General features: G+C 68.0%; 25 protein-coding genes. 8 read left to right on the forward strand and 17 right to left on the reverse strand.

Annotated elements, in window-relative coordinates:
- Positions 1–7: 7 nt before the first annotated feature.
- On the reverse strand, positions 8–1669 hold the full coding sequence (locus QQK83_RS02585) for an NAD+ synthase (protein WP_284261403.1): 1662 nt from the start codon (positions 1667–1669) through the stop codon (positions 8–10).
- 205 nt (positions 1670–1874) lie between these two features.
- Between QQK83_RS02585 and QQK83_RS02590 the strand changes: the two genes are divergently transcribed.
- Positions 1875–3329, forward strand: coding sequence for an MORN repeat-containing protein (locus QQK83_RS02590; protein ID WP_417750328.1), 1455 nt, complete (start codon positions 1875–1877; stop codon positions 3327–3329).
- A 68-nt stretch (positions 3330–3397) separates the two neighbouring features.
- Here QQK83_RS02590 and QQK83_RS02595 read toward each other — a convergent pair whose 3' ends face one another.
- Positions 3398–4279 carry an NAD(P)H-binding protein gene (locus QQK83_RS02595; RefSeq protein WP_284261405.1) on the reverse strand — a complete coding sequence of 294 codons (882 nt, stop codon included), beginning with the start codon at positions 4277–4279 and terminating at the stop codon, positions 3398–3400.
- 105 nt (positions 4280–4384) lie between these two features.
- Here QQK83_RS02595 and QQK83_RS02600 point away from each other — a divergent pair, with 105 nt between their 5' ends.
- A complete protein-coding gene (locus QQK83_RS02600) occupies positions 4385–4765 on the forward strand; it encodes a winged helix-turn-helix transcriptional regulator (protein WP_284261407.1) in 381 nt (126 codons plus the stop codon).
- A 3-nt stretch (positions 4766–4768) separates the two neighbouring features.
- Here QQK83_RS02600 and QQK83_RS02605 read toward each other — a convergent pair whose 3' ends face one another.
- Positions 4769–6835 (reverse strand): bifunctional sulfate adenylyltransferase/adenylylsulfate kinase, encoded by a 2067-nt coding sequence (locus QQK83_RS02605; RefSeq protein WP_284261409.1) that lies wholly within the window; start codon positions 6833–6835, stop codon positions 4769–4771.
- Positions 6836–7086: 251 nt separating this feature from the next.
- On the opposite strand from QQK83_RS02605, the gene QQK83_RS02610 reads away from it, so the two are divergent.
- Entirely contained in the window at positions 7087–8916 is a 1830-nt protein-coding gene (locus QQK83_RS02610; protein WP_284261411.1) for a fasciclin domain-containing protein, read from the forward strand.
- A gap of 28 nt (positions 8917–8944) precedes the next feature.
- Here QQK83_RS02610 and trxB read toward each other — a convergent pair whose 3' ends face one another.
- Positions 8945–9946, reverse strand: a complete 1002-nt coding sequence (trxB, locus tag QQK83_RS02615; RefSeq protein ID WP_284261413.1) for a thioredoxin-disulfide reductase — start codon at positions 9944–9946, stop codon at positions 8945–8947.
- Positions 9947–10173: 227 nt separating this feature from the next.
- Between trxB and QQK83_RS02620 the strand changes: the two genes are divergently transcribed.
- Positions 10174–10674: an Lrp/AsnC family transcriptional regulator gene (locus QQK83_RS02620; RefSeq protein ID WP_284261415.1), complete on the forward strand. Its 501-nt coding sequence runs from the start codon at positions 10174–10176 to the stop codon at positions 10672–10674.
- A gap of 94 nt (positions 10675–10768) precedes the next feature.
- Here QQK83_RS02620 and QQK83_RS02625 read toward each other — a convergent pair whose 3' ends face one another.
- From QQK83_RS02625 to lgt, 4 genes are all read right to left on the reverse strand, one after another.
- Entirely contained in the window at positions 10769–10900 is a 132-nt protein-coding gene (locus tag QQK83_RS02625; RefSeq protein ID WP_284261416.1) for a hypothetical protein, read from the reverse strand.
- Positions 10901–11198: 298 nt separating this feature from the next.
- Positions 11199–11954: a peptidoglycan editing factor PgeF gene (gene pgeF / locus QQK83_RS02630; protein ID WP_284261470.1), complete on the reverse strand. Its 756-nt coding sequence runs from the start codon at positions 11952–11954 to the stop codon at positions 11199–11201.
- Between the two features lie 8 nt (positions 11955–11962).
- The gene (locus QQK83_RS02635) at positions 11963–13033 is read right to left on the reverse strand and encodes a class I SAM-dependent methyltransferase (protein WP_284261417.1); all 1071 of its coding nucleotides are present in this window, start codon (positions 13031–13033) and stop codon (positions 11963–11965) included.
- The gene (gene lgt / locus QQK83_RS02640) at positions 13030–13944 is read right to left on the reverse strand and encodes a prolipoprotein diacylglyceryl transferase (protein ID WP_284261419.1); all 915 of its coding nucleotides are present in this window, start codon (positions 13942–13944) and stop codon (positions 13030–13032) included. The genes QQK83_RS02635 and lgt overlap by 4 nt, the downstream gene beginning before the upstream one ends.
- 122 nt (positions 13945–14066) lie before the next feature.
- On the opposite strand from lgt, the gene QQK83_RS02645 reads away from it, so the two are divergent.
- Positions 14067–14309, forward strand: coding sequence for an accessory factor UbiK family protein (locus QQK83_RS02645; RefSeq protein WP_284261420.1), 243 nt, complete (start codon positions 14067–14069; stop codon positions 14307–14309).
- A gap of 29 nt (positions 14310–14338) precedes the next feature.
- On the opposite strand, the gene QQK83_RS02650 is transcribed toward QQK83_RS02645, so the two are convergent.
- A complete protein-coding gene (locus QQK83_RS02650) occupies positions 14339–15022 on the reverse strand; it encodes a D-lyxose/D-mannose family sugar isomerase (protein ID WP_284261422.1) in 684 nt (227 codons plus the stop codon).
- 169 nt (positions 15023–15191) lie between these two features.
- On the opposite strand from QQK83_RS02650, the gene QQK83_RS02655 reads away from it, so the two are divergent.
- Complete coding sequence (locus QQK83_RS02655; protein ID WP_284261424.1) at positions 15192–17162, forward strand: monovalent cation:proton antiporter-2 (CPA2) family protein; 1971 nt, start codon at positions 15192–15194, stop codon at positions 17160–17162.
- Positions 17163–17186: 24 nt separating this feature from the next.
- On the opposite strand, the gene QQK83_RS02660 is transcribed toward QQK83_RS02655, so the two are convergent.
- From QQK83_RS02660 to QQK83_RS02685, 6 genes are all read right to left on the reverse strand, one after another.
- Positions 17187–17456 (reverse strand): glucose-6-phosphate isomerase, encoded by a 270-nt coding sequence (locus QQK83_RS02660; RefSeq protein WP_284261426.1) that lies wholly within the window; start codon positions 17454–17456, stop codon positions 17187–17189.
- Positions 17457–17581: 125 nt separating this feature from the next.
- The gene (locus tag QQK83_RS02665; RefSeq protein WP_284261428.1) at positions 17582–18094 is read right to left on the reverse strand and encodes a CarD family transcriptional regulator; all 513 of its coding nucleotides are present in this window, start codon (positions 18092–18094) and stop codon (positions 17582–17584) included.
- A 284-nt stretch (positions 18095–18378) separates the two neighbouring features.
- Positions 18379–18714, reverse strand: a complete 336-nt coding sequence (gene fdxA / locus QQK83_RS02670; RefSeq protein WP_284261430.1) for a ferredoxin FdxA — start codon at positions 18712–18714, stop codon at positions 18379–18381.
- 142 nt (positions 18715–18856) lie between these two features.
- Entirely contained in the window at positions 18857–19234 is a 378-nt protein-coding gene (locus QQK83_RS02675; RefSeq protein WP_284261472.1) for an RNA-binding S4 domain-containing protein, read from the reverse strand.
- Positions 19231–22170 carry a helicase-related protein gene (locus QQK83_RS02680; RefSeq protein ID WP_284261474.1) on the reverse strand — a complete coding sequence of 980 codons (2940 nt, stop codon included), beginning with the start codon at positions 22168–22170 and terminating at the stop codon, positions 19231–19233. Before QQK83_RS02680 ends, QQK83_RS02675 begins: the two co-directional genes overlap by 4 nt.
- Positions 22171–22239: 69 nt before the next feature.
- The gene (locus QQK83_RS02685; protein ID WP_284261432.1) at positions 22240–22716 is read right to left on the reverse strand and encodes a tetratricopeptide repeat protein; all 477 of its coding nucleotides are present in this window, start codon (positions 22714–22716) and stop codon (positions 22240–22242) included.
- Positions 22717–22880: 164 nt separating this feature from the next.
- Between QQK83_RS02685 and QQK83_RS02690 the strand changes: the two genes are divergently transcribed.
- The gene (locus QQK83_RS02690; protein ID WP_284261434.1) at positions 22881–23171 is read left to right on the forward strand and encodes an SCP2 sterol-binding domain-containing protein; all 291 of its coding nucleotides are present in this window, start codon (positions 22881–22883) and stop codon (positions 23169–23171) included.
- The gene (locus QQK83_RS02695) at positions 23171–24130 is read left to right on the forward strand and encodes an alpha/beta fold hydrolase (RefSeq protein ID WP_284261436.1); all 960 of its coding nucleotides are present in this window, start codon (positions 23171–23173) and stop codon (positions 24128–24130) included. Before QQK83_RS02690 ends, QQK83_RS02695 begins: the two co-directional genes overlap by 1 nt.
- Here QQK83_RS02695 and QQK83_RS02700 read toward each other — a convergent pair.
- Together QQK83_RS02700 and QQK83_RS02705 are read right to left on the reverse strand one after the other, a co-directional pair.
- Positions 24127–24810 carry an ABC transporter ATP-binding protein gene (locus tag QQK83_RS02700; protein ID WP_284261438.1) on the reverse strand — a complete coding sequence of 228 codons (684 nt, stop codon included), beginning with the start codon at positions 24808–24810 and terminating at the stop codon, positions 24127–24129. The two genes, QQK83_RS02695 and QQK83_RS02700, sit on opposite strands and share 4 nt — an antisense overlap.
- On the reverse strand, positions 24803–26092 hold the full coding sequence (locus tag QQK83_RS02705) for a lipoprotein-releasing ABC transporter permease subunit (protein WP_284261440.1): 1290 nt from the start codon (positions 26090–26092) through the stop codon (positions 24803–24805). Before QQK83_RS02705 ends, QQK83_RS02700 begins: the two co-directional genes overlap by 8 nt.
- Between the last annotated feature and the right edge of the window lie 29 nt (positions 26093–26121).

Consider the following 26121-nt stretch of genomic DNA (forward strand, 5'->3'; position numbering starts at 1 on the left):
CGTTCGCTCACTCGGTATCGTCGCGCCAGCGATTCACGATGGGATAGCGCCGGTCGAGCCAGAAGGCGCGTTCGGTCAGGCGCGCGCCGGGGGCGGACTGGAACCGCTTGTATTCGCTGATGTAGATCAGGTGTTCGATCTTCTTCACCGTGGCGCGGTCATAGCCCATGGCGACGACATCGGCGACCGACGCCTCCTTGTCGATCAGCATCTCGAGCATGACGTCGAGGTCGGCATAGGGCGGCAGGCTGTCTTCGTCCTTCTGGTCCTCGCGCAGTTCGGCGGTCGGGGGCTTGTCGATCACGCGGGGCGGGATGACCTCTCCCTCCGGGGCCTTCATCCAGTCGAAATGATGCGTGTTGCGCCAGCGGCAGGTCTCGAAGACGCGGGTCTTGTAGAGGTCCTTGATCGGGTTGTAGCCGCCTGCCATGTCGCCATAGATCGTGGCATAGCCCACCGCGACCTCGGACTTGTTGCCGGTGGTCAGAAGCATCTCGCCGAACTTGTTCGACAGCGCCATGAGCATCACGCCGCGCAGGCGCGACTGGATGTTCTCCTCGGTGATGCCCGGTTCGGTCCCTGCGAAGATGGGTCCCAGCGTGTCCAGCACCGCCTCGTGCGCGGCGCCTATCGGCACGGTGTCGAGCCGTGTGCCAAGCCGCCGGGCCACGTCGGCCGCATCCTCCAGCGATACCTCGGAGGTGAAGCGCGAGGGCAGCATGACGCAGCGGACGTTCTCGGGGCCAAGCGCATCGGCGGCGATGGCGGCGACCAGCGCGCTGTCGATCCCGCCCGACAGGCCGAGGACCACCTGCCGGAAGCCCGTCTTGCCCATGTAGTCGCGCAGCGCCTCGACCATGACGCGGTAATCGGCCTCCCACGTGTCGGGCAGCGCGGCTTTCGCGCCCGGCACGGCCTGCCAGCCGTCGGGGCCCTTCTCGAAATCGACATGGACCAGCGCGGCGTCGAAGGCGGGCATCTGGTGGGTCAGCACGCCATGGGGGTTCAGCACGAAACTGCCGCCGTCGAAGACCTGGTCGTCCTGCCCGCCGATCAGGTTCAGATAGACCAACGGCAGCCCCGTCTCGATCACGCGCGAGACCATGATCGCCTGCCGCATGTCCATCTTGCCGCGGTGATAGGGCGAGCCGTTGGGCACCAGCAGGATCTCGGCCCCCGTCTCGGCCAGCGTCTCGGTCACGTCTTCGAACCACGCATCCTCGCAGATCGGGATGCCGATGCGCAGCGGGCCGACCCGGACGGGGCCGGACGGGTCGCCTGCGTGGTAATAGCGCTTCTCGTCGAAGACGTTGTAGTTCGGCAGGTGGTGTTTCAGAACCTGCGCCGTGACCTTGCCGCCCTGCAGGACGAAATAGGCGTTGAAGGGCTTGGCCCCGCCCGGAAGCGGCCCGCCGATCCCGATGGCGGGGCCGTCGGCGCACGCCTCGGCCAGTTGCGCCAGCACGCGCTGCACGTCCATGGCGAAAGCGGGTTTCTTGACCAGGTCCTGCAACTGGTAGCCGGTCAGGAACATCTCGGGGAAGGCGACCATGTCGGCACCCGCCGCCTTGGCCTCGGCCCAGGCCTTTCGGGCCAGTGCGGCGTTGCCGGTCAGGTCGCCCACCGTGGGGTTCGATTGTGCAAGGCTCAGGCGGAACCGCTCGGCCATGGGCCACCCTTTCGGTTTGGGACGTGTCGCGTCATCGCGGGAGATGTAACAGAATGCGCCCCGAGGCCAAGGGCCGGGCGAGCCCTCGCCCGCGGTCTGCCAAAGCCGTTGCGCGCGCGCGCCCGACCCCCTAGCTTTGGACGCGAAGCCCGAACCGGGCACCGACGACAGGGGGGAGCGACCCGTGCTCAAGACAACCCATGCGATGGCGCTGGGCGCCGTCCTGCTGGCCGCACCGGTCATGGCGCAGGAGGCGACCGACCTGACGGTCGATATCCAGCAATACGACAACGGCGGCATCTACGAGGGCGAGTTCCGCAACGGTGTCCAGCACGGCACCGGCACCTACCGGTTGCCGAACGGTTACGAATACACCGGCGAATGGGTCGACGGCGAGATCCGCGGCCAGGGGCGGGCGACCTTTCCGGACGGTTCGATCTACGAAGGCTCCTTCGTCGCGGGACGGCCCGAGGGGACCGGTTCGATCACCTTCGCCGATGGCTCCACCTACGAGGGCGAGTGGGCCGAAGGGCGGATCAACGGCACCGGCACCGCGGCCTATTCCAACGGCGTGACCTATATCGGCGCGTTCCGCGACGCGCTCCACCACGGGCAAGGCGTGATGACGGGGCCCAACGGCTACCGCTACGAAGGCGGCTGGCTCGAGGGGCTGAAGCATGGCGAGGGGACGATCACCTATCCCGACGGCGCGACCTACACCGGCCAGTTCGAGGGCGGTCAGCGGTCCGGCACCGGGCGACTCGTGATGGCGGACGGCGTGATCTACGAGGGGCAATGGGCCGATGGCCAGATCAATGGCACCGGCACGCTCACCCAGCCCAACGGCGACGTGTTCGAAGGCACGTTGGTGAACGGCCAACGGCAGGGCACTGGCGTGGTGCGCTACGCCAATGGCGACACCTATGAGGGCGAGTTCGCTGACGACCGCCGCCACGGCAGCGGCATCTTCACCGCGACCGATGGCTATGCCTACACCGGCGAATGGGTCGAGGGCCGGATCGCCGGGCAGGGGCGCGTCACCTATCCCGACGGGTCGGTCTACGAGGGGCAGTTCGCCAATGATCTGGCCCATGGCACCGGCACGATCACCTATCCCGACGGCTCCACCTATTCGGGCGACTGGGTCGAGGGGGTGATCCAGGGACAGGGCACCGCGACCTATGCGAACGGGCTGACCTACGTGGGCCAGTTCCTGAACGCGCGCCAGCACGGGCAGGGCGTCATGAGCCACCCCGACGGTTACCGCTACGAGGGCGAATGGCAGGACGGTCTGCGCCACGGGCAGGGGCGGGCGACCTATACCGACGGCTCGGTCTATGACGGCACCTTCGTCGCGGGCGAACGCTCGGGGCAGGGCCGCCTGACGATGCCCGAGCCCAACGCCTTCTCCTATGTCGGCGAATGGGCCGATGGAGAGATCAACGGCTTCGGCATCGCCACCTATTCCAACGGCGATGTCTACGAAGGGCGCTTCGTCGACGGGCGCCGCCAGGGCGAGGGCACGATGCGCTACGCCTCGGGCGAGGTGCTGCGCGGGACATGGGAAGACGGGTTGCCGACCGAGGGCAGCGCGGTGGACGGGCCGGTGCCTGCCGCCGACCCGGATACGACCGAGGCGACCACCGCGCCCGATCAGTGAGGCCAAGGCTACCGTGACGGCAGGACGGCGCGCGCCGTCCCGCCGCTTCTTGATAGTGGGCCGGTCGGTCAGCCCTTCAGCATGTCGGCATTCGTGGCCAGCCACGTGGCCAACGTCTGCGGCGCACGACCGGACAGGCGCGCGACATGGTCGGTCACGCTGTCCATCCGCCCCTCGCGGGCGGCGCGGTCGGCCCCCACCAGCAACGCGGCCAGCGGCGCTGGCACGCCCGCCCCGGTCAGGGTTTCGCCAAGCGTGGCGTCGTCCATCGGAACGACGGCAATGGCGCTGCCAAGGGCCGCGTTGATCGCGGCGACCTGCTCGGCCACGGTCTGCGCCTCGGGGCCGGACAGGTCGTAGATCGCGCTCTCGCGCTCGCTCAGAAGCGCCCCGGCCGCCGCGGCGGCGTAATCGGCGCGCGCGCCATGGGCGATGCGCCCCTCGCCGGCGGCTGTCAGCATCGCGCCATGGGCCAGCGCGCCGGGCACGCTGAGGGCGAGGTTCTCGAAATACCAGTTGTTGCGCAGGATCGTGTAGCCCATGCCGCTGGCCGTGATCGCCTCTTCGGTGGCCAGGTGATCGGGCGCGAAGAAGATCGGGTGATCGGCGGCGGGCGCGGGCATCGAGGTGTAGACCACGTGGCGCACGCCCGCGCGCGCGGCGGCGGCGACGGCGGCACGGTGCTGGCGCTGGCGGGTGCCCTTGTCGTCCAGCGCATCGGTCGAGATGATCAGCAGCCGTTCGACCCCTGCGAATGCCGCGTCGAGGCTGGCGTCATCGTCGAAATCGACATGCACGGGCGTGGCCCCCGCGATGTTGAGCGCCTCGGGCTTGCGGCTGCCTGCGCGCAGGTCGCTGGCGCCGCGCGCGGTCAGTTCGGCCAGCACGAGGCGGCCGAGCGCGCCACTCGCGCCGGTGACGAGTATGGGGGAGGTGCGGTAGTCCGACATGGGTTTCTCCAGTCTTGTTTCGATTGCTGGTCTCAATTAGAGACTGTAATCGAATGCCACCAGAGGGCATGTTCACGTGCCAAGGTAACATCGGGGGAACCGGTCATGGCGGATGCAGTGAGCGTGGAACGCAGCCTCGACGGCATGCCGGGCGACCTACAGTCCTGCCCGATCCGGCAGGTTCTGGACCGCATCGGCGACCGCTGGTCGCTGTTGTTGCTGCTGACGCTGAAGGACGCGCCGCAGCGATTCAACGCGCTGGGCCGCGCGGTGCCCGACATTTCGCGGCGGATGCTGTCGAGCACGCTCAAGTCGCTGGAGGCAGACGGGCTGATCTGGCGCTCGGTCGAGGCGACGACCCCGCCCGCGGTCACCTATGGCCTGACCGACCGGGGGCGCTCGCTGATCGTGGCGCTGCGCCCGCTGGTCGATTGGGCCGAAGTGCAGACGCCCGCGATCCTCATGGACCGCAGGCGCGCATCGTAAGGGTCAGGCCGCGATCAGGCCCATGCTCTCGAGCTTCAGAAGCACCTGCTGGGCGCAGTAATCCACGTCCATGCCTTCGGTATCGACCACCAGTTCGGCGGCGGTCGGCGCTTCGTAGGGGTCCGAGATGCCGGTGAATTCCTTGATCTTGCCCTCGCGCGCGAGCTTGTACAGGCCCTTGCGGTCGCGCCGCTCGCATTCCTCGAGGCTGGTGGCGACATGCACTTCGATGAAGGCGCCGAAGCTCTCGATCATCTCGCGCACGGCGCGCCGCGTCGCGGTATAGGGCGCGATGGGCGCGCAGATGGCGATGCCGCCGTTCTTGGTGATCTCGGAGGCGACATAGCCGATGCGGCGGATGTTGATGTCGCGGTGCTCCTTCGAGAAGCCCAGTTCGCTCGACAGGTGCTTGCGCACCACGTCGCCGTCCAGAAGCGTCACGGGGCGGCCGCCCATCTCCATCAGCTTCACCATGATCGCGTTGGCGATGGTCGACTTGCCCGAGCCGGAGAGGCCCGTGAAGAACACGGTGAAGCCCTGCTTCGAACGCGGCGGCGAGGTGCGGCGCAGCTCGGCCACGACCTCGGGGAAGGAGAACCACTCGGGGATCTCCAACCCCTCGCGCAACCGGCGGCGCAGTTCCGTGCCGGAGATGTCGAGGATCGTGTCGCCCTCGGGCACCTCGTTGGCGGGGAAATACTGCGCCTTCTCCTGCACGTAGACCATATGCTTGAAGTCGACCATCTCGATGCCGATCTCGGCCTCGTGCGCCTTGAACAGCTCCTGCGCGTCATAGGGGCCGTAGAAATCCTGCCCCTGGCTGTTCTTGCCGGGGCCGGCATGGTCGCGGCCGACGATGAAATGCGTGCAGCCGTGGTTCTTGCGGATCAGCCCGTGCCACACCGCCTCGCGCGGGCCGGCCATGCGCATGGCGAGGTTCAGCAGGCTCATGGTGGTGGTGGCGCTCGGGTATTGATCCAGCACCGCCTCGTAGCAGCGCACGCGGGTGAAATGGTCGACATCGCCCGGCTTGGTCATGCCCACGACGGGATGGATCAGCAGGTTTGCCTGCGCTTCCTTGGCGGCGCGGAAGGTCAGTTCCTGGTGCGCGCGGTGCAGCGGGTTGCGCGTCTGGAAGGCGACGATCTTGCGCCAGCCGAGCTTGCGGAACAGGGCGCGCAGCTCGTTGGGCGTGTCGCGGCGGGCGCGGAAATCGTAATGCACAGGCTGCTGGATGCCGGTGATCGCCCCGCCGAGGTAGACCGGCCCTGCAACGTGGTGCAGGTAGTTGACGGCGGGGTGCGCCACGTCATCCGCGCCAAAGACCATCTGCGCCTCGCGCGCCTTGTTCGGCACGTATTTGTCGGAGATCGACAGGATGGCGAGGATCACGCCCTCGGCGTCGCGCAGCGCGATGTCCTGGCCCGGTTCGATCTTGTCGGCAAAATCCTGCGAGACATCCAGCGTGATCGGCATCGGCCAGAGCGTGCCATCGGCCAGGCGCATGGTCTCGACCACGCTTTCGTAATCGTCCTGCCCGAGGAACCCCTTGAGCGGCGCGAAGCCGCCGTTCATCAGAAGCTCCAGGTCGCAGACCTGCCGCGCGGTCAGGTCCCAGGAGGGCAGCTCGGCCGCCTCGACCTTGAGTTTCTGGGCGCTCTCGTAGGAAACGTAGAGCTCGGGCACGGGTGCGAGCTGCATCTGCATGTCATCGGTCCTGTGTTTGGGTAGGGTCAATTTGCCCGCGCTGCCGGTCAATTCGGCATGAAGGGCGTTGTACTCGGCAATCTTGCGGGCAAGGAAGCGGTCGATCAGGCGCGCCTTTTCCGCCGCGCCGCGAGGGGTCAGAGCATAGGCGACGCGGCTGCGTCGGTCCGTGCTGTCGCGCTCGGTGAGCCGCACGAGGCCCGCTTCGGTCACGGCCTTGAGCTGCGCGTTCAGCCGCCCGAGGCTGATGCCCAGTGCCTCGGCCGTCGCGCGCTGCGACGCCTGCGGCGCAGCGTCGAGCTGGCGCAGCAGTCGAAAGAGCAGGTCTTCGTCCGGCTGGAGAGGGGTGGTGGGCGCGGGCATTCGGGTGGCTCATGTGTGTTCACGGGTGAACATATGCCATACCCCGCGCGTGCGGCCAAGATTTTTGTTCAGGGTTGAACATAAAATTCTGACCGTCGGTCCGAGACAAACCTCGGTCGGTTGCAGGTGGGGTGCCCTGTCTCGCTGGTCACATTGACGTGATCACAGGGCGGTATTCCTTGATCTTTAGTCAACATGTCGCAGCTGCTCACGCCATCTGGGTGGGTGTTTCGAGTAACGAGGTTGCCAACATGTCGCTTACGGCGATTTTCCCGACGGTCGACACGCCACTGTCGACCGGGGCAGGGACACTGTCCCCACAGGATGATTTCACGATCTTCGGTCTTGCGCTCGATGCTGCCGGCCTGACCGAAGCCGTTCAGGCGCTGGACAGCGCAACGGTCTTCGTGCCCAGTGATGCGGCCTTTGCCGCGCTCGCGCAGGATCTGGGCTACCCGGGAGACCCCGAGGACACCACGGCCGTCTTCAACGCCATCGCCCAGGCCCTGACGGCGTTGGCGCCCGACAACGATCCGATCCCGCTGCTGACCGATATCCTTCTCTATCACGTCGCGCCCACGTCGCAGGGGTCCGCGGACCTTGACGGGTCCGGACCGATCGCCACCCTGCTGGACGGGGCCAGCTTCCAGATCACCGGCGGCACCGTCGTGGACGGCGACCCGGATGCCACCAACGCCGAGCTTGTCGCGCCGGATGTCGCGGCGGGTGGTGTGACGCTGCAGGTGATCGACCGGGTGCTCCTGCCCATCGACACGCCGATCGACAACGCGGACCCCAGCCTGCTCGACCTGCTCAAGGAAAGCGGCGGGGCGCCGGATGATGTCGGGACGGACTACGACCTGCTTCTCGCCGCGCTGCAGGCGACGGGGCTCGACGCGGCCGCCGATGATCCGAATGCCGACCTGACGGTCCTCATTCCCGATGACCAGGCCTTCATCGACCTGGCGCGCGACCTCGGCTACGAGGGCACGGACGAGGCGGGGGCGCTGGCCGCGATCCTGTCGGCGTCGGCCGAGGCCGACCCCGAGGATCCGCTGGCGCTGGTTCGGGACATCCTGTCGTTCCACGTCGTGCCCACGGGCCAGACCGCGGAAGAGCTGGCCGCCTCGGGCAGCGTTGAAACGCTTCTTGGGACGAACCTCGTCGTGGACGGTCTGACGTTCGTCGACCTCGATCCCAACGCCGAGGATGCCACCCTGGTGGCGCCGAACCTGGCGGCCTCGAACGGAATCGCGCAGGGCATCGATGCGGTGCTGCGGCCGGTCGATCTGCCGCCGCTGGCGCAGACCACACCCCCGACCGAAGAGCCGCCCCCCGAAACGCCCCCCGAAACGCCGCCCGAAACCCCGCCCGAGACACCCCCCGAAACGCCGCCGGAGACACCGCCGGAGACGCCGCCCGAGACGCCGCCGGAGACCCCTGGCACCTTGCTAGATATCCTGTCGCAAAGCGGCGGCACGCCGGATGACGACCTTGAGGATTTCGACCTGCTGCTCTCGGCGCTGCAGGCCACGGGTCTCGATGCGGCGGTGGATGATCCGAACGCCGACCTGACGGTCTTCATTCCCAACGACCAGGCCTTTCTGTCGCTGGCGCAGGATCTTGGCTACGAGGGCGAAGACGAGGCCGGCGCGCTTGCAGCCATCCTCGAGGCATCGGCGGCCGCCGATCCCGAAGATCCGCTGGGTCTTGTCCGCAGCGTGCTGCAGATCCACGTCTCGCCGGGCGCGCAGACGCTGGACGAGATCACCGCATCCGACAGCGTGGCCACCCTGTCGGGCGTCGATCTGGGCGTCAGCGCGCAAGGGCTTGTCGATGCCGATCCCGACACGCCCGATGCACAGGTCATCTCGCCCGACATCGCGGCCTCGAACGGGATCGCCCATGGCATCGACAGCGTCCTGTTGCCCACGGACCTGCCGCAGGTCGAGATGACACCCGAAGAGACCCCGACCCCGCCCGAGGAGGAAACCGCCTCCTCCGGCGGGGATGACGGGTTCGACTTCGGCGATATCGGCCTCGTCGCGGGCCTGGCGCTGCTGCTGTTCCTGTTCGTCTGACGCAGGCGCGCCGCTGCTCGCCGCGGGATCACTCCGCGGCGGGCGTCTCCGCGGCGTAGGCCCCGGCCTCGGTCACGGGCTCGCCTTCCTGCTCGGCCAGGAACTTCTCGGCGTCGAGCGCGGCCATGCAGCCCATGCCGGCGCTGGTCACGGCCTGCCGGTAGACATGGTCGGTCAGGTCGCCCGCGGCGAAGACGCCGGGGACCGAGGTGCGGGTCGTGCCCGGCTCGACCTTGACGTACCCGCCGTTGTGCATCTCGAGTTGATCCTTGACCAACTCGCTGGCGGGCGCGTGGCCGATGGCGACGAAGAACCCCTTGCAGGGGATCTCGGTGATCTCGCCGGTTTCGACATGGCGGGCGCGCACGCCCTCCACCCCGCGCGGTGCCTCGCTGCCGATGACTTCCTCGACGGTGTGGTTCCACAGAACCTCGACCTTGGGATGCTTGAACAGGCGGTCCTGCATGATCTTCTCGGCGCGCAGGCTGTCGCGGCGGTGGATCAGCGTGACCTTGGAGGCGAAGTTCGTCAGGAACAGCGCCTCTTCCACGGCGGTGTTGCCGCCGCCGATCACCACGATCTCCTGCCCGCGGTAGAAGAACCCGTCACAGGTCGCACAGGCCGAGACGCCGAAGCCCTTGAAATGCTCCTCGGAGGGCAGGCCGAGCCACTTGGCCTGCGCTCCCGTCGCAAGGATCACCGCCTCGGCGGTGTAGCGCGTGCCGCTGTCGCCCTGCGCCACGAAGGGGCGCTTGGACAGGTCGAGCGAGGTGACGTGATCCGAGATGATCTCGGTCCCCATCTCTTTCGCATGGGCCTCCATCCGCACCATCAGGTCGGGGCCCATGACGCTCGCGTCGCCCGGCCAGTTCTCCACATCGGTGGTGATCGTCAGCTGTCCGCCGGGCTGGATGCCCTGCACGAGGATCGGCTCGAGCATGGCGCGGCTGGCGTAGACGCCGGCGGTATAGCCCGCGGGGCCGGAGCCGATGATCAGAAGGCGGGTGTGGCGGGTGGCGGCGTCGGACATGGGGTTCCCCTTTGCGTGGCTCGGGTCGCGGGATGGCGTGTGGCGCAGGCCCTTGGCCGCACCGTTGCACCGGATATATCCATCCGCGAGGCGTGATGAAAGACCTGCGCCGCGGGGTTGCGCCCGCCGTCGATATGTTCCATTTATTGCGCGGGTGCGAAATAAAATTGCGCGAGCCTTGGTGCCCGCGACCAGATTGCAAAATCGCGTGAGGGGGGCCGGACCGCATGCCACAGACCAAGCTCGATCCGATCGATCGCAAGATCCTTGCCGAGTTGCAGGAAGACGGGCGCATGACCAATGTCGAGCTTGCCAAGCGCGTCGGCATCTCGGCCCCGCCCTGCCTGCGCCGCGTGCGCACGCTGGAAGAGGCGGGGTATATCCGCGGCTACCATGCCGATGTCGCCCCGCGGCTGCTGGGCTTCGAGGTGCAGGTCTTCGCCATGGTCGGCCTGCACAGCCAGGCCGAGGCGGATCTCGTCGCCTTCGAGGACCGGTGCCGCGACTGGCCGCTGGTGCGCGAGTGCCACATGCTCAACGGCGAGATCGACTTCATCCTGAAATGCGTGGCGCCGGACCTGTCCACCTTCCAGAGCTTCCTGACCGGCCAGCTGACCGCCGCGCCGAACGTGGCGAGCGTGCGGACCTCGCTGGTGATCCGCGGGTCCAAGGATGCGCCGGGCGTGCCCTTCGACGTGATGGAAGACCGGCTGAACCAGACCGCCTGAGCCGGTTGGGCGCGTGAGCGTCCGAACATGAAAAAGGCGGCCGTTCTGGCCGCCTCTTGTTCATGTGCGCTTTGGCCCGACCGGCCCGACCGGTTTACCCGGCGGCCTTCGTCCGCACCGTCTTTGCAACCCGCCGTTCGGCGCGCTTGGCGCGGGACCAGGGCATTTCGACCTGGTCCTTCTTGGCTTCGTTCAGGACCGTCTTCATCCAGCGACGCGTTTTCATCTGCCTCATCCTTTCCGTGCTTTCCGGTTTCTCTCTGCCCGTTCTCTCGGGCTTGAGGGGAATTTGCCCCGGCTTTCCGGCAGGGATAGGGCAAGGATCTCAACGCGCGGTAAATTTGCTGGGCGATTTTGTGGCGCGACAAGGCAACCGGAGGGGCAGTTTTTGCGGGGTTTTCCGAAAATTCGCGGCACTGGCCGGGGTGGATTGGGGCGAATCCTTGGCGCGGCTTGCCCCGAAGCGGCCCCGATCCGGGTGGAGGCGGCGACAATTCGGGCAAGCCCGCCCGATTTTCCCCGGATCAGAGACGAATCGCCGACAGAAGCCGCCCGTAATCCGCCTCGCCGCGATGGGTGGCGCGGCGGTAGGAATAGAACCGCTCCGGGTCGGCATAGGTGCAATGCCGCGTCCACTCCGCCGCGGCGATCCCCGCTCCCCTCAACCGCATCAGTCCGTAGCCCGGCAGGTCGAACAGGTATTTCCCGTCGGCCCCGTTCACGAAGAAGCGTGCGGTCGCGGGGTCCTCGTCGTGGAATCGTTCGAAAAATTCCTGCCCGACCTCGTAATTGGCCTGGCTGATCGTGGGGCCGATCACGGCGCGGATCGCTTCGCGGCGCGCGCCCGCCTCGATCATCGCCTCGACCGTCGCCTCGAGCACGCCGTCCACCGCCCCGCGCCAGCCCGCATGGGCGGCCCCCACGACGCCCGCCTCGCGGTCGGCGAACAGCACCGGTTGGCAATCCGCGGTCAGCACCGCGATGGCAAGGCCCGGTGTGGCGGTCACGATGGCATCGGCCTTCGGCTTTTCGGCGGGCACGTCGTCGAGGATCACCGCCCGCGCGGAATGCACCTGGTGGACGGTGAGCAGACGCTCGGGCGGCACGCCCATCGCGTCGGCGGCCCGGTCGCGGTTCAGCGCCACGATGGCCGCCTGGTCGGACGAGCCGCCGCCGCAGTTCAGCCCCTCGAAGATCCCCGACGAGGCCCCGCCGCGGCGGCCGAAAAACCCGTGCGTCACCCCCTCGAGGGTGGGCGCGGTCAGGATGTCTAGGGTCAGCGTGACGGTCATGTCGGGCCGGGATCGAGGGCAGGGGGCAGCGGGCTGCCCGGTGGTGAAAGGGCGAGCACGCGGAAAAGGTGTCCCATCTCCTGCGGGTGCGTCAACCGCCTGTGCGCCTCGACATGGGTCTCGAGTGCCGCACCCGACAGCCCGCGGGCAAGGCTTTGCGCACGCTGCGTGATCCCGAGGCGTTCGAGAAACACGCCCTGCGGGGTCAGCGCGCTTGTGCGGGCGGGGTGTGCCGCCCGCGCGATGGGGCCGAAGGCGACATGCGCCGTCAGGTCGGCGGTGCCGGGTGCCTCCAGCGGATCGACCGGGGCATGGGCGCGCAGCGCCTGAAAGGTGTCGCCGATGCTTTCGCCGTCGCCGTAGTCGATGATCAGCGCCGCGCCGCCATGGGCGGCCACCCGGCGGCCGATCTCGCCCGCGATGGCCTCGGCCGGGGCGCAGGTCTCGACGATCTGGCCTTCGGTGACGTCCGAGCGATGCGCAAGCGCCGCCACCGGGGCAGGGGGGCTGAGGCCCCAGGCCAGCCTGCCCCCCTCGGCCCCGATCATGCGTTCCGACCAGCCGTTGGCCTGCCGTTGGAACTGGCGGATCGGCAGGGCGTCGAAGAACTCGTTGGCGACCAGGTAGAGCGGCCCCTCGGGCAGGTCGGCGATGCTGTCGTGAAAGCTTGGCGCATGGCCTGCCAGCGCGGCCCCCTGCGCCCTTCGCAGCACCGGCGAGGCCTCGACGAGGTGCAGCTCGAGCGCGTCGTGGAAGCCGGGAACGCCCCGCGTCGCGCGCAGCGCGTCGGCCATCAGCGTGCCGCGTCCCGGCCCCACCTCGGCCAGCAGGATGCGCGCAGGCGCGCCCTGGTCCATCCAGACCTGCGCAAGCCACAGGCCGATCAGCTCGCCGAACATCTGGCTGACCTCGGGCGCGGTGATGAAATCGCCAGCCTGCCCCAGCGGGTCGCGGGTGGCGTAATAGCCGTGCTCGGGATGAAGCAGGCACTCGGCCATGTAATCGGCCACGCTCAGCGGCCCGGTCCGCGCGATCCGCGCGATCAGCCGATCCTTGAGCGCACTCATGCCGCCCCGCGTCGCCGTGACGCCACCAGCCACAGCCCCAGCGCGATCATCGGCAGCGACAGAAGCTGCCCCATCGTCAGACCGACCGAGGGCGAGAGCGCGATGGCGAAGCCGATGGGATTGTCGGGCCCGGTGAACTGCGCGTCGGGTTGGCGCACGAATTCCACGGCGAAACGGGCCAGCCCGTAGATCGTGAAGAACATCCCCGTCAGCGCGCCCGGCGTCTTCAGCCAGCCGCGCCGCCACGCCAGCCACAGCATCACCGCGCCCAGAACCAGCCCCTCGAGCGCCACCTGGTACAGCTGCGAGGGGTGGCGCGCGCACATCTGGCCAAGCTCGGTGGCAACGATCCCCACCGGGCCGGGGCAGTCCTGCGCCGCGGGGCCGGGGAAGATGACGCCCCACGAAACATCCGTGGGCCGCCCCCACAGCTCGCCGTTGATGAAGTTGGACAGCCGCCCGAGGCCGAGGCCGATGGCCACCACCATCGACATCGCGTCGGCGACCTGAAGGGGGGGCACCTTGTTCATCCGGCAGAAGATGAAGGCGGCGACGGCCACCCCGATCAACCCGCCGTGAAACGCCATGCCGCCCTGCCAGACCATCAGGATCTCGGCCGGGTTCTGCAGGTAATACCCCGGTTGGTAGAACAGCACGTAGCCAAGCCGCCCGCCAAGGATCACGCCCAGAACGACCGCCGTCAGCAGCCCCTCGACCTGCGCGGGCTGCATCGGCGCGCTGTCGCCGGGCCAGAGGGCGGGGCGTTTCACCGCCTGCACGATCAGCCACCAGCCCGCCAGAAGCCCCGCGATATAGGCCAGCGCATACCAGCGCAGCGCGAAGCGGAAGCTGCCGATCTCGATGGCGAACAGCTCGGGGCTGAGATCGGGGAAGGGGATGGCGAAAGGCATGTTTCTGGGTCCGCTTGGGCCGGGTTGCGGCCATGGGTGTGGCCGGGCTGCGGCGAAGTCAACCTTGATCGGGACCGCGCGGGGGGCCATATCGCAACACGACAGCCAAGGAGCCGTGCCAGATGCAGACCCGCAACAAGATCATGGAAGACATCAGCCAGCTGATGACCAACGCGATGGGCGTGGCCCAAGGCGCGAAGGAAGAGGCCGAGACGGCGATGAAATCCATGATGGACCGCTGGCTCGCCGACCGCGACTTCGTCACCCGCGACGAGTTCGAGGCCGTCCGCGCCATGGCCCAAAAGGCCCGCGAGGAGAACGAGGCGCTCAAGGCGCGCATCGCCGCGCTGGAAGCCAAGGGCTGACGCGCGCCCGCGCGCCGGTAGCTAAAGTCTCAGAGCCAGCGCGCGTAATCCGACACCAGCAGGTGCGTGGGTGCGACGTCTTCCTCGATCTCGGCGAAACGGCCGATGGGCTCGCGGAAGATGTTGTCGGTCTCGTCGTCGTTGACGGTCGAAACCTCGCCGATCAGCACGTCGCCGCCCTCGCCCCAGAAAGCATGCCAATCGCCGGGCCGCAGCGTGACGCTTTCGCCCGGCGCAAGGCGCAGCTTCTGGCCCGGCGCGTAATCCACCGCGATCCCGTCGCACCAGACGCGCCCGCCGCGATCCTCGGCGAAATGGCCCGCATCGTCCGAGCCGAACAGTTCCACCACCAGCGTCGCACCACCGCGGTTGATGATGTCCTCGGCCTTGATCACGTGGGTGTGCATCGGGCTGAGCTGGTCCTGCTTCGAGATCAGGAGCTTCTCGGCGTAGCACATGCCCCGGCCCGCGGTCAGGTCGGACAAAAGCCCGTTGCGCAGCGTGAACAGGAACAGCCCCATCTCGTCGTAGCGGCCAGCCCCGTAATCGGTGATGTCCCAGCCGCAGCGCGCGTCGATGACATGGCGCGCCTCGGCCGCGCGGGCCTTGAAGGCCTCGGGCGTCCAGGTGGCGAAGGGCGGTAGCGAAAACCCGAACGAGCGGATGAAGGCATCCGCCTCGGCCATGATCGCGTTGACCTCGGATCGTTTCATCGCGTGCCCTCCTGTTGACCGCCGCGCAGGTATGCGCCCAAACGCGCGCCGATCTCAAGCCTGCCCTGCGCCTTGGCACAGCCAAGGGTCACCGCGGGCTGTGGACGCTCCACGGCGCGCCGCCTAGGGTGGTGATGGACAACCACCGGGCAGGGACCGCAATGACGGCATGCTTCTTCAAGCCATGATCTACTTGTCGGCGATGGTCATCGCCGTGCCACTGGCTGTGCGCTTCGGGCTCGGCTCGGTGCTGGGCTACCTGATCGCGGGGATCGCCATCGGCCCGGTTCTGGGGCTTGTCGGGTCCGAAACGGCGGATCTGCAGCATTATGCCGAGTTCGGCGTGGTCCTGATGCTGTTCCTGATCGGGCTGGAACTGGACCCCAAGGGTCTGTGGGAGATGCGGCGCAAGCTGATCGGGCTGGGCGGTGCTCAGGTCGTGATCACGACCGCGGTTCTGGCCGCCGGGGCCATGGCCATCGGCCTTGCCTTGCCGCTTGCCGTCGCCATCGGCATGACGCTTGCGCTGTCCTCGACCGCCATCGTTCTGAAAACGCTGAACGAAAAGGCCCTGATGCCGACGCCCGGCGGGCGCTCCGCCTTTTCGGTGCTGCTGACGCAGGATATCGCCGTCATTCCCTTCCTTGCCCTGCTGCCGCTCCTCGCCACCGAGGCCACGCGGGTCAGCTTTGCGCCCGACGGCTCGATCCAGCGCCACGCGGGCGAAGAGGCGCATCACACCATGTCGCTGGTCGAGGGACTGCCGGCATGGGGCGTCACGCTGGTGACGCTGGGGGCCGTGGCCGCCGTCATCCTGGCCGGGCGCTACCTGTCCACGCCGCTGTTCCGCCTGATCCACATGACCCGGCTGCGCGAGATGTATACCGCCGTGGCGCTGGTCATCGTGGTGGCCATCGCGGTGCTGATGCTGGTGGTCGGCCTCAGCCCGGCGCTGGGGGCCTTCGTCGCGGGCGTGGTCCTGGCCAATTCCGAGTTCCGCCACGAACTCGAGGCCAATATCGAGCCCTTCAAGGGCCTGTTGCTGGGCCTGTTCTTCATCACCGTGGGGGCCGGGGTCGATTTCGGCACGCTCCTGGCCAACCCGTTTCTCATCGTCGGGCTGACGCTGGCGGTCATGCTGCTCAAGGGGCTTGTCCTGCTGGGCATCGCGCTTGTCTTCCGGCTGAAGGGCGGCGACCGCTGGCTGTTCACGCTCGGGCTGGCGCAGGCCGGCGAATTCGGCTTCGTCCTCGTCGCCTTCGGGGCGCAGCAACTGGTGTTTCCCGACCGCGTGGGCGAGATCCTGCTGCTGGTCATCGCGCTGTCGATGCTGCTGACCCCGCTCAGTTTCATCGCCTCGGATTACCTGCGCAAACGCATGGCCGACCCGGCGGGCGAGACGCCCGAACCCGACGAGATCGACGACACGGCGCCGATCATCATCGCCGGGATCGGCCGCTTCGGGCAGGTGGTGATGCGTATGGTCCAGGCTTCGGGATTCAGGACGGTGGTGCTCGACAGCGACCTGTCCACGATCCAGCTGATGCGGCGCTTCGGGTTCAAGGGGTTCTTCGGCGATCCGACCCGGCCCGAACTTCTCGCCGCCGCCGGGCTGGAGACGGCGCGCGTGCTGGTCGTGGCCGTCGATGACCGCAAGGCGGCGGTCGATCTGGTGCGCTATGCGCGCAAGATGCGGCCCGACATGTCGATCACGGCCCGCGCGCAGGACCGGCTGCATGTCTACGAGCTCTACGAGGCGGGGGCCGATCACATCGTGCGCGAGATGTTCGACAGCTCGCTGCGCGCGGCGCGCTACGTGCTGGAGGACATGGGCCTCAGCGACTACGAGGCGCATGAGCTCGAGATCGCCTTCTACCGCCACGACCGGCAGAACCTGCGCGAGCTGGCCGAGCTGTGGAAGCCCGGTGTGCCGATCGCCGAGAACGCCGCCTACGTCGAGCGCGCGCGCGAGCTGAACAACAGCCTCGAGACGGCGCTGGTCTCGCAGCTTGACGAAATGGTCGAGGGGGATCCGCAAGATCGGGAACCGCGCCGCTCTTCTGGTGACGCGGGGGCCCTGCGGGGCACGATGGGGCGCGACTCGCCTGCGCCGCGGCGTCCGGGCGGGCGTGAAAGCTGAGTGCCCGCGCCCGCCCGGCTGCGATCAGCAGGGTGCGATGTAATAACCGCCGCGACCGTCGGCATAGGCGCATTCCTGCGTCGCCTGGTTCTGCGCCACGACGGCGCCGGCGGCCGCACCGCCGAGCACGGCGACAGCCCGCCATTGCGGGTTCGCGCCCACCAGTTCCGACAGGGCCAGCCCCGTGGCCCCGCCAAGGACAGCGCCCAACGCGGCCTGGTTCTGTGGCGTCGGCTGGCAGGCCGAAACCGCGAGCAGCGTGGCAAACAGAGCAGCGGGCAGTTTGAGGGTCATGGTGTTATCCTTCCGTTTTCCGTGCCTTGGCCCGGATGGCTTCAAAGGTCCCGGAGCAGGAGAATATCGAAAAAACCCGCCGCACCATAGGTGCGACGGGTCCGGGATGTGGAAAATCGGCGGGTTTACGCCGCGCGGGCGGTCAGGACGGCATCGACCTGCTTCTGCGCGCCCGACTCGTCCATGCCCTTGACCGCGGCCAGTTCGCGGGTCAGCCGCTCGAGCGCGGCTTCGTAGAGCTGACGCTCGGAATAGGACTGCTCGCGCTGGTCGTCGGCGCGGTGCAGGTCGCGCACCACCTCGGCGATCGAGATCAGGTCGCCCGAGTTGATCTTCTGCTCGTATTCCTGCGCCCGACGCGACCACATGGCGCGCTTCACGCGGGCCTTGCCCTTGAGCGTTTCCATCGCCTTCGACACGACGTCGGGCGAGCTGAGCGAGCGCATGCCGACCTCGGCCGCCTTGGCGGTGGGGACGCGCAGCGTCATCTTGTCCTTCTCGAAGGAGATCACGAAGAGTTCAAGCTTGAGGCCGGCGATTTCCTGCTCCTCGATCGAGACGATCTGGCCAACCCCGTGGGCTGGGTAGACGACATACTCGTTCGGGCTGAACTCCTGCGACTTGCGGGCCTTCGACATTTCCAGTGGTTCCTTTCCATTTCCCGGGCCACAGGCGACAAAAACACCTGAGGAAAACCTTGGTTTTCCACAAGCGGGGTAGGATCACGATGGGGACCGGGCAGGTTGGCAGACCTGCGTGTGTTTGATCGACAGACGGCTTAACGTGTCAGTTGTATAACACGACTTCAGGCCGATTTCCAGATGGACGACACGGCAACACCTGAAAGGCCAGTAAACACTGGGCAATCCTGCACAACGCGGGGTGCCGCGGTGCCGCATCGGCACCGAATCGGCGCGAGGTCTCAGCCGCCTTCGCCCGCGGCTTCCGAGAAGAGCTCCATCTTGCCCGGTTTGCCGTCCTGCTCCTCGGCGTCGGGCAGCGGGTCCTTCTTGGTGATGATGACCGGCCAGGCCTCGGAGTATTTGCGGTTGAACTCCACCCATTTCTCCATGTCCGGCTCGGTGTCGGGCCGGATCGCATCGGCGGGGCACTCCGGCTCGCAGACGCCGCAGTCGATGCATTCGTCGGGGTGGATCACCAGCATGTTCTCACCCTCGTAGAAACAATCCACGGGGCAGACCTCCACGCAATCGGTGTATTTGCAGGCGATGCAATTCTCCGTCACGACATAGGTCATCGGGTCTTCCTTGGCTGGTCGTTCTGTCTGTCTGCTACGATACGGGTTTGGGCTTTGCAAGACCGCGCCCACCGCTCAACTGTTAGCAGAGTGTAAACTTGAGTTGACATCATTCAAGCGGTTTTTTTGCGGCATACTGGCCTCAGAAACCGCTCTCTCCGTCGTCCCGCATCGCATCGAGGCTGCGCCGGTCCTTTTTCGTCGGCCGCGGGCCTGTCCGGGGCTGCTCCGCCGCCGCCGGATCCGGGGCCGGTGTCAGGTCGTCGTAGAGCGCCTGCGCCTCCGGTGCCGGTCCGCGGCGGGTCGCCAGTGCGACGATGCGTATCACGCGGATCTGGCGGCCCTGCGCGAAGGTCAGCACGTCGCCGGGGCCCACCGGGCTGGCGGCCTTCGTCACCCGCGTCGCGTTCACCCGGACCGCGCCCGAGGCGACCTGTTTCGTGGCCAGGCTCCGCGTCTTGAAGAAGCGGGCCTGCCACAGCCACTTGTCGATCCGGTCGGTGGAGCGCGGGTCGGTCAGGACTTGCCTTTCAGCCCAGCGAGGGCCTGAGCGAAGGGGTTGTCGGGGTCGATCCGGTCCTTCTTCTCGGGGCGCGAGGAGAAGGTCTTGGGCCGCTCGTCACGTTCCGGCTTGCCGCCCTTGCCGCCCTTCCCGCGCGGCTTGCCGCCGGGTTTGCCACCGCCCGGCTTGCCCGACGACTGGCCGCGGGGCTTGTTGCCCCCTTCGGCGCGGCGCGGGCCTTTGCCGCCACCGCCACCGCCTTGGCGGCGCGGCGGGGCCCAGACAAAGGTGTAGAACACCTCCATCTCGGGGGCGGCGCTTTCCGTCGGCGGGGTCTCGTCCGGGGTGCTGTCCGGCACTTCGGTCGGGGTCTCCGCCGGGGTCTCGGCAGGCTGGTCGGCGGGCGTTTCCGCCGGTGGGGCAGGCGGCGTTTCGCCTGGCTGCTCCACGGGCAGCTCGGTCGGCGTCGGGTCGGGCGTGTCCGCCCCCTCGAGGCCCGTGGGCGGTGCGGCGGCCAGCACGGTCTCGTCCACCGTCTCGGGTGCTGCGGTCGCCGCGGGCTCGGGTGCCACGGCCTTCACCTTGGCGCGCTCGCCGCGCTCGGCGCGGTAGCCGAGGCCCCCCATCAGGTCGGCGAATTGCTCCAGCGTCAGGCCGGTGATCGACAGCATGTCGGCGGTCGCCTCGAACCCGCCGCGGGTGTTCTGACCGCGCAGCATGTCGGCCAGGCGCTCCAGCATGTCGATGCGGATCGCGCGGCTGGCGGCCGGGCGGTAGCCCGACATGGTGTAATAGCCCTGCGGCTGGTCGGTCTCGTGCGGGATCGTCACAAGGCCCGGCGGCGGGCTTTCGGGGAACATGTCGAGCCCCTGCCACAGCCCCCAGAGCACAAGGCGCAGCCGCGTCGGGGCGGGCTTCAGCAGCAGCGGCAGGAAGATGGTGAACTGGCCGAAGCGCACGCCATGCTTGCGGAGCATGCCGCGGGCGTCCTGGTCGAGCGCCTTGATGTCGTCGGCGATCTCGGCGCGCGGCACGATGCCGAAGCTCTCGAGCAGGCGGAAGGCGACGCCGCGGGCCAGCCCCGTGACGGCCTCGTCGCGCGACAGGCCCAGAAGCGGCTCGAACTGAGCTGCGATGCGGCGGTCGATGAAATGCTGCAGGCGGCGCTGCACCTTCTGGATCACCTCCGGCCCGGCCTCGTCATCGACGAAGGCCTCGGCCATCGGCTTCATCGGGTCGTCACCCTTCACCAGCTTGCCAAGCGCCTGGTCGCCCCACATCAGCCCGCCCTGTTCGGTCAGGTCGAACTCGGTGTCGGGCGCGTTGTAGAAGCGGTCGGCGCGCAGGTGGAACTCGGGGCGCAGCGCGGCCATGGCGGCCTGACGCAGGGTCTTTGCCTCGTCCGGGCTGGCGGTCTTGTCCTGGATGAAGCGAAAGCCCTCGATCCGCCCGAGCACCTCGCCCTCGACGGTCACCTCGCCCTTGTCGTTCACATCGGCCACAAGGCTCTCCTTCTGTTTCAACCGCCGGAGGAGGACACTCGTCCGCCGGTCGACAAATCTTTGCGTCAGCGCGCCATGGAGCGCGTCGGACAGTCGGTCTTCTACGGCACGGGTGGCCCCGCGCCAATGGGCAACATCGTCCACCCAGCCGTCTCGCTGCGCGACGTAGGTCCATGTGCGGATAAACGCCAGACGTTTCGACAATGTGTCGATATCGCCTTCGGTCCGGTCGATCCGCTTGACCTGTCGGGCGAGCCAGTCGTCGGGCACCCGGCCCAGGTCGTGCAGGAAATCGTAGATGCGGCCCAGCAACTCGGCGTGTTCCTGGTGGCTGATGCCGCGGAAATCGGGGATGCGGCACACGTCCCAGAGCAGGCGCACGTCGCGGGCCGACTGCAGACGTGCCTTGACGTCGTCGCGTTCCGAGATCGCCTTGAGCGCCATGAGGTCGTCCGCCTCTCGCGCGCGGGTCAGCCAGTCATCCTCGACCGGTTCCTCGAGCGAGGCGACAAGCCGCGCGACCGAGCCGAATTCGAGGTCGGAGTTGCGCCATTGCAGCTTTTTCACCGGGGCGAACCGGTGGTCCTGGATCGCCTGTGCAAGGTCATCGTCAAGTGGCGGTGCCTCGCCCGTCACGCCGAAGGTGCCGTCCTCGGTGTAGCGCCCGGCGCGGCCGGCGATCTGTGCCAGCTCGTTCGGCCAGAGCTCGCGCATGCGCCGCCCGTCGAACTTGCGCAGCCCGGAAAAGGCGACATGCCGGATGTCGAGGTTCAGGCCCATCCCGATGGCGTCGGTGGCCACCAGCACATCGACGTCGCCGTTCTGGTAGAGCTCCACCTGCGCGTTGCGCGTGCGCGGCGACAGCGCGCCCATGACGACCGCCGCGCCGCCCTTCTGACGCCGCAGCAGTTCCGCCGTGGCATAGAGGTTTTCGACCGAGAACCCCACGATGGCGCTGCGCGGAGGCATCCGGCTGATCTTTTTCGAACCTGTATACACAAGCTGTGAATAACGCTCGCGGCTCAGGAACTGCGCCTTGGGCACCAGCGCCGCGATGGCGCCGCGCATGGTTCCCGCCCCCATGAACAGCGTTTCGTGCAGGCCACGCGCATGCAGCAGCCGGTCGGTGAAGACATGCCCCCGCTCGGGGTCGGCGCACAGCTGGATCTCGTCCACGGCCAGGAAATCCGCGCCGATCCCCACCGGCATCGCCTCGACCGTGCAGACCCAATACTGGGTCCGCTCGGGAACGATGCGCTCTTCACCGGTGATCAGCGCCACCACAGAGGGGCCGCGCAGCGCGACGATGCGGTCATAGACCTCTCGCGCGAGCAGCCGCAGCGGCAGGCCGATCACCCCCGTGCGATGCGCCAGCATCCGCTCTATCGCGTAATGCGTCTTGCCGGTGTTGGTGGGGCCAAGAACCGCGGCGATCCGCCCCCGGTCCTTCATCGCGCCCGTGCTGCTGCCGTCCATGCGTTGCGGCCCACCCTTCTCGACGGTGCCCGGCCCTTCGGCCGCTCAGAGCGCCTGTCCCTCGAGAGCCCGTTCCACCCGGCTCACCGCGCCGTTTATGTCGTCGCGGTGGGGATGTATAGCCTGCGCCGCCTTCAGCGCCTCCAGCGCGCCCTCGAGATCGCCGATCTCCTCCAGCATGATCCCGAGGCCCGTGAGCGCCCCGAAATGCCGCGGCTCGAGTGCCAGCACGCGCTGGATGTCCGCGATCGAGGGGCCGTAGCGGTTCGACTGGAAGAACAGCGTCGCGCGGGCGTTCCACCCTTCGGCGAACTCGGGGGCGTGATCGGTCAGCGCGGTAAGGTGCTGATAGGCTTCGTCCATCTCGCCCGCCTCCAGCGCGGCGCGGCCGCGTTGCAGCAGGTAATCCGCCGTGGCCGAGCCGGAGCGCGACCAGAGCATGTAGATTTCCTGTTCGACCACGTCCCAGTTGCGCAGGTCGGGCTGCGCCAGCCGGTCGAGCAACTCATCCGTGCGGGCCATGCCCTGCGCGGACACAAGCAAGGGAAACCCGCACAGAAATGCCGCTACGGCAATGTTGTGGAATGGGCGCATCATTCGCATGGTGCGCAAGCTAGCATGTTCGCGCGGATGATCCATATCAAACCAGTGCGAGCACCCGGGATATGGAAAGGGAATGTGCAGACATGAGCATGATTGATCACGCGGTGAAGGCCCTGTCGGACAGGCTGTCGGAGGGGTTCGACGGATCGGCCAAATTCGTCATCGAGGGCGAAGGCGCCGTGATGGTGGACGGCGGCGGCGTGCGCGCGGCGGGTGACGGCGACGAGGCCGATGTCACGATGACGGCGGATGCCGACACGTTCCAGAGCATCCTCGCCGGCGATCTGAACCCCGCCTCGGCCTTCATGACGGGCAAGCTCAAGCTCGACGGCGACATGGGGACGGCCATGCGCCTCGGGTCGGTTCTGGGCTGATGCAGATGGCCTCCATCACGCCGGAGGTCAGCCTTGCACAAGCGCCCTTCTTCGACGACGTCGCCGAGGGGCCCCGCGGTGTCAGGGCACATTGGGTCGAGAGCGCGGACGGCACCCGCCTGCGGGTGGCGCTCTGGCCCGTGGGGGCAAAGGGCACCGTGCTGCTCTTTCCCGGACGTACCGAGTATTGCGAGAAATACGGCCGTGTCGCGGCCGACCTGGCCGCCGCGGGATATGGCATGGCGGCTTTCGACTGGCGCGGTCAGGGGCTGGCCGACCGCCCGCGGCATCGCCGCGACATGGGCCATGTCGTCAGTTTCGACGAATACCGCGAGGATGTCGCCGCCTTCCGTGCAGCCTTGGAAGAGATGCAGGTGCCAAAGCCCTGGTTCCTGATCGGTCACTCGATGGGCGGGGCCATCGGCCTGCGCGCCATTCATGACGGGCTGCCGGTGCGGGCCGCGGCCTTTACCGGGCCGATGTGGGGCATCCAGATGCGCCCCTTGCTCAAGGCGGTCTCGGGTGTGGTGCTCGGCCTGTCCGGGCCGCTCGGCTTCGGCAAATCATTCGCCATGACCACCGGGCCCTACGCGCCCATGAGCTTCGACGACAACCCGTTGACCACCGACCGCGACCAGTTCGACTACATGGCGCGCCAGATGGACCGGCATCCCGAGCTGACGCTGGGCGGCCCCTCGAACCGCTGGGTGCATGCCGCCCTGCGCGAATGCGCGGCGCTGATGGCGATGCGCGCGCCCGATCTTCCGGCGGTCACCCTCGTCGGTGGGCGCGAGAAGATCGTCACGTCCTGCGCGGCGCGGCGACGCATGGCGACATGGCCGCGCGGGCGTTTCGTCGAGATCGCCGGGGCCGAGCACGAGGTGCTGATGGAAAGCCCGATGCGCCGGGCCGAGACGCTGGAGACGATTATCGCCCTGTTCGACTCCGAGGCGGCTTAACCCGCCACCAACACCCCGCCCTCGAGCTTTAGCCGCCGGTCCATCCGTGCGGCCAGCTCGGGGTTGTGGGTGGCGATCAGCGCAGCCATGCCCGTTTCGCGCACCAGCTCCATCAACGTGTCGAAGACCGTGTCCGATGTCTCGGGATCAAGGTTGCCGGTGGGCTCGTCGGCCAGCAGCAGACGCGGGCCATTGGCCAGCGCCCGGCAGAAGGCCACCCGCTGCTGTTCCCCCCCCGAGAGCGCCGCGGGCCGGTGATCGAGCCGCGCGGACAGGCCCACCGCGCCCAGAAGGTCGCGGGCGCGCGCCTCGGCCTCGGCCATGCTTGCGCCATTGGCCAGTTGCGGCAGGAGAATGTTCTCGGCGGCGGTGAATTCGGGCAGGAGGTGGTGGAACTGGTAGATGAACCCCACCATCTCGCGCCGGGCCGCGGTCCGCGCGCGATCGGGCGCGCGCGACAGGTCCTGACCCCCGATCTCGACGAGGCCCGCATCGGGCGTATCCAGCAGCCCCGCGATATGCAGCAACGTGGATTTCCCTGCGCCCGAGGGCGCGACCAGCGCCACGACTTCGCCCCTGTCGATCCGTGCCTCCGCCCCGCGCAGCACGCGCACCTCGTTCGGGTGGCCGGGGTTGTAGACCTTCTCGATGCCCTCGAGGCGCAACACGGCGTCACTCATGGCGCAGCGCCTCCACCGGGTTCATCCGCGCGGCGCGCCGCGCCGGGAAGATCGTGACGACAAAGGACAGGCCCAGCGAAAGCGCGACCGCCGACAGCACGTCGCCCGCCTCGAGCCGCGCGGGCAGCTCCGAGATCAGCCGCACCGACGGGTCCCAGACCCCGCCGCCCGCGATCCAGTTGACGACATCGAAGATCGGGTCGATCCAGATCGCAAAGGCGCATCCCAGCGCGACCCCCGCGACCGTGCCCGCCACCCCGATGGCCGAGCCGCACAGGAAGAACACCCGAAGCACCGACCCCTCCGACAGGCCCATGGTGCGCAGGATGCCGATGTCGCGCGACTTGTTCTTCACCAGCATGATCAGGCCCGAGACGATGTTCAGCGTGGCGATCAGCACGAGGATGGACAGGATGATGAACATGATGTTGTCCTCCATCTGCAACGCCTGCAGGAAGGCGCCGGAACTGTCGCGCCATGTCCAGACCGAGACCTCGCCCGCGGCCATCAGGACCGGCAGCACCATCGCCTCGACCCGCTCGGGATCATCGAGATAGACCTCGATCTCGTCGGCGACGCCGTCGCGGTTGAAGTAGCTCTGCGCCTCGGCGAAGGGCATGTAGACCCGCACGCGGTCGATGTCCCAGCGCCCGACCTGGAAGATGTAGACCACCTCGTAGGCCGAGACGCGGGGGCTGGTGCCGAAGGGCGTGCGCGCCCCGTCGGGCGAAATCAGGCGGATACGGTCGCCCAGCCGCAGCCCCAGTTCGCGGGCCACGCCGATGCCGATGGCCACGCCCTCGCCATTGCCGAAATCGGCAAGGCTGCCGAAGGCCTGCTCGGGCTCGGCCACCAGCGGCACGGTGGCAAGATCCGCGGCCGCGATGCCCGTCACCTCGACGCCCGCGTTGCGCCCCTCGTGGCTGGCCATGACCTGCCCGCGGATGACGGCCGCGGCATGGGCCACGCCCGGCACCCCGGCCACCGCGGCGGCAGCGGCCTCGTAGTCCTCGAAGACGCGGTTCTGCCGCCCGTTGGCGTCCAGTTCGACCTGGTCGTAGACGCTGATATGCGGGTTCGCGCCGAGGATCGTGCCGACGAACTCGGCCCGGAACCCGGTGCGCACCGCCAGCGTGGCGATCAGCGCCGCCACCGCAAGCATGATGCCGAGAAAGCTGATCACGGTCATCACGCTGACGCCGCCCTCGGCGCGACGCGCACGCAGGTAGCGCCAGGCGATCATGACCTCGAAGCGGGAAAAGGGCGGGGGGGTGCGGGCCACACGGCTCTCCTTGGGATGGGTGCGCGCAA

It is taken from the genome of Roseicyclus amphidinii (genome assembly GCF_030163755.1).
Taxonomy (GTDB): Bacteria; Pseudomonadota; Alphaproteobacteria; order Rhodobacterales; family Rhodobacteraceae; genus Roseicyclus; species Roseicyclus amphidinii.

Bases quoted from the DNA above. Each gene is read 5' to 3' on its own strand.
- QQK83_RS02585 (WP_284261403.1), bottom strand. From the start codon at position 1,669: ATGGCCGAGCGGTTCCGCCTGAGCCTTGCACAATCGAACCCCACGGTG.
- QQK83_RS02590 (WP_417750328.1), top strand. From the start codon at position 1,875: ATGGCGCTGGGCGCCGTCCTGCTGGCCGCACCGGTCATGGCGCAGGAG.
- QQK83_RS02595 (WP_284261405.1), bottom strand. From the start codon at position 4,279: ATGTCGGACTACCGCACCTCCCCCATACTCGTCACCGGCGCGAGTGGC.
- QQK83_RS02600 (WP_284261407.1), top strand. From the start codon at position 4,385: ATGGCGGATGCAGTGAGCGTGGAACGCAGCCTCGACGGCATGCCGGGC.
- QQK83_RS02605 (WP_284261409.1), bottom strand. From the start codon at position 6,835: ATGCCCGCGCCCACCACCCCTCTCCAGCCGGACGAAGACCTGCTCTTT.
- QQK83_RS02610 (WP_284261411.1), top strand. From the start codon at position 7,087: ATGTCGCTTACGGCGATTTTCCCGACGGTCGACACGCCACTGTCGACC.
- trxB (WP_284261413.1), bottom strand. From the start codon at position 9,946: ATGTCCGACGCCGCCACCCGCCACACCCGCCTTCTGATCATCGGCTCC.
- QQK83_RS02620 (WP_284261415.1), top strand. From the start codon at position 10,174: ATGCCACAGACCAAGCTCGATCCGATCGATCGCAAGATCCTTGCCGAG.
- QQK83_RS02625 (WP_284261416.1), bottom strand. From the start codon at position 10,900: ATGAAAACGCGTCGCTGGATGAAGACGGTCCTGAACGAAGCCAAGAAG.
- QQK83_RS02635 (WP_284261417.1), bottom strand. From the start codon at position 13,033: ATGAGTGCGCTCAAGGATCGGCTGATCGCGCGGATCGCGCGGACCGGG.
- lgt (WP_284261419.1), bottom strand. From the start codon at position 13,944: ATGCCTTTCGCCATCCCCTTCCCCGATCTCAGCCCCGAGCTGTTCGCC.
- QQK83_RS02645 (WP_284261420.1), top strand. From the start codon at position 14,067: ATGCAGACCCGCAACAAGATCATGGAAGACATCAGCCAGCTGATGACC.
- QQK83_RS02650 (WP_284261422.1), bottom strand. From the start codon at position 15,022: ATGAAACGATCCGAGGTCAACGCGATCATGGCCGAGGCGGATGCCTTC.
- QQK83_RS02655 (WP_284261424.1), top strand. From the start codon at position 15,192: ATGCTTCTTCAAGCCATGATCTACTTGTCGGCGATGGTCATCGCCGTG.
- QQK83_RS02660 (WP_284261426.1), bottom strand. From the start codon at position 17,456: ATGACCCTCAAACTGCCCGCTGCTCTGTTTGCCACGCTGCTCGCGGTT.
- QQK83_RS02665 (WP_284261428.1), bottom strand. From the start codon at position 18,094: ATGTCGAAGGCCCGCAAGTCGCAGGAGTTCAGCCCGAACGAGTATGTC.
- fdxA (WP_284261430.1), bottom strand. From the start codon at position 18,714: ATGACCTATGTCGTGACGGAGAATTGCATCGCCTGCAAATACACCGAT.
- QQK83_RS02680 (WP_284261474.1), bottom strand. From the start codon at position 22,170: ATGAAGGACCGGGGGCGGATCGCCGCGGTTCTTGGCCCCACCAACACC.
- QQK83_RS02685 (WP_284261432.1), bottom strand. From the start codon at position 22,716: ATGGCCCGCACGGATGAGTTGCTCGACCGGCTGGCGCAGCCCGACCTG.
- QQK83_RS02690 (WP_284261434.1), top strand. From the start codon at position 22,881: ATGAGCATGATTGATCACGCGGTGAAGGCCCTGTCGGACAGGCTGTCG.
- QQK83_RS02695 (WP_284261436.1), top strand. From the start codon at position 23,171: ATGCAGATGGCCTCCATCACGCCGGAGGTCAGCCTTGCACAAGCGCCC.
- QQK83_RS02700 (WP_284261438.1), bottom strand. From the start codon at position 24,810: ATGAGTGACGCCGTGTTGCGCCTCGAGGGCATCGAGAAGGTCTACAAC.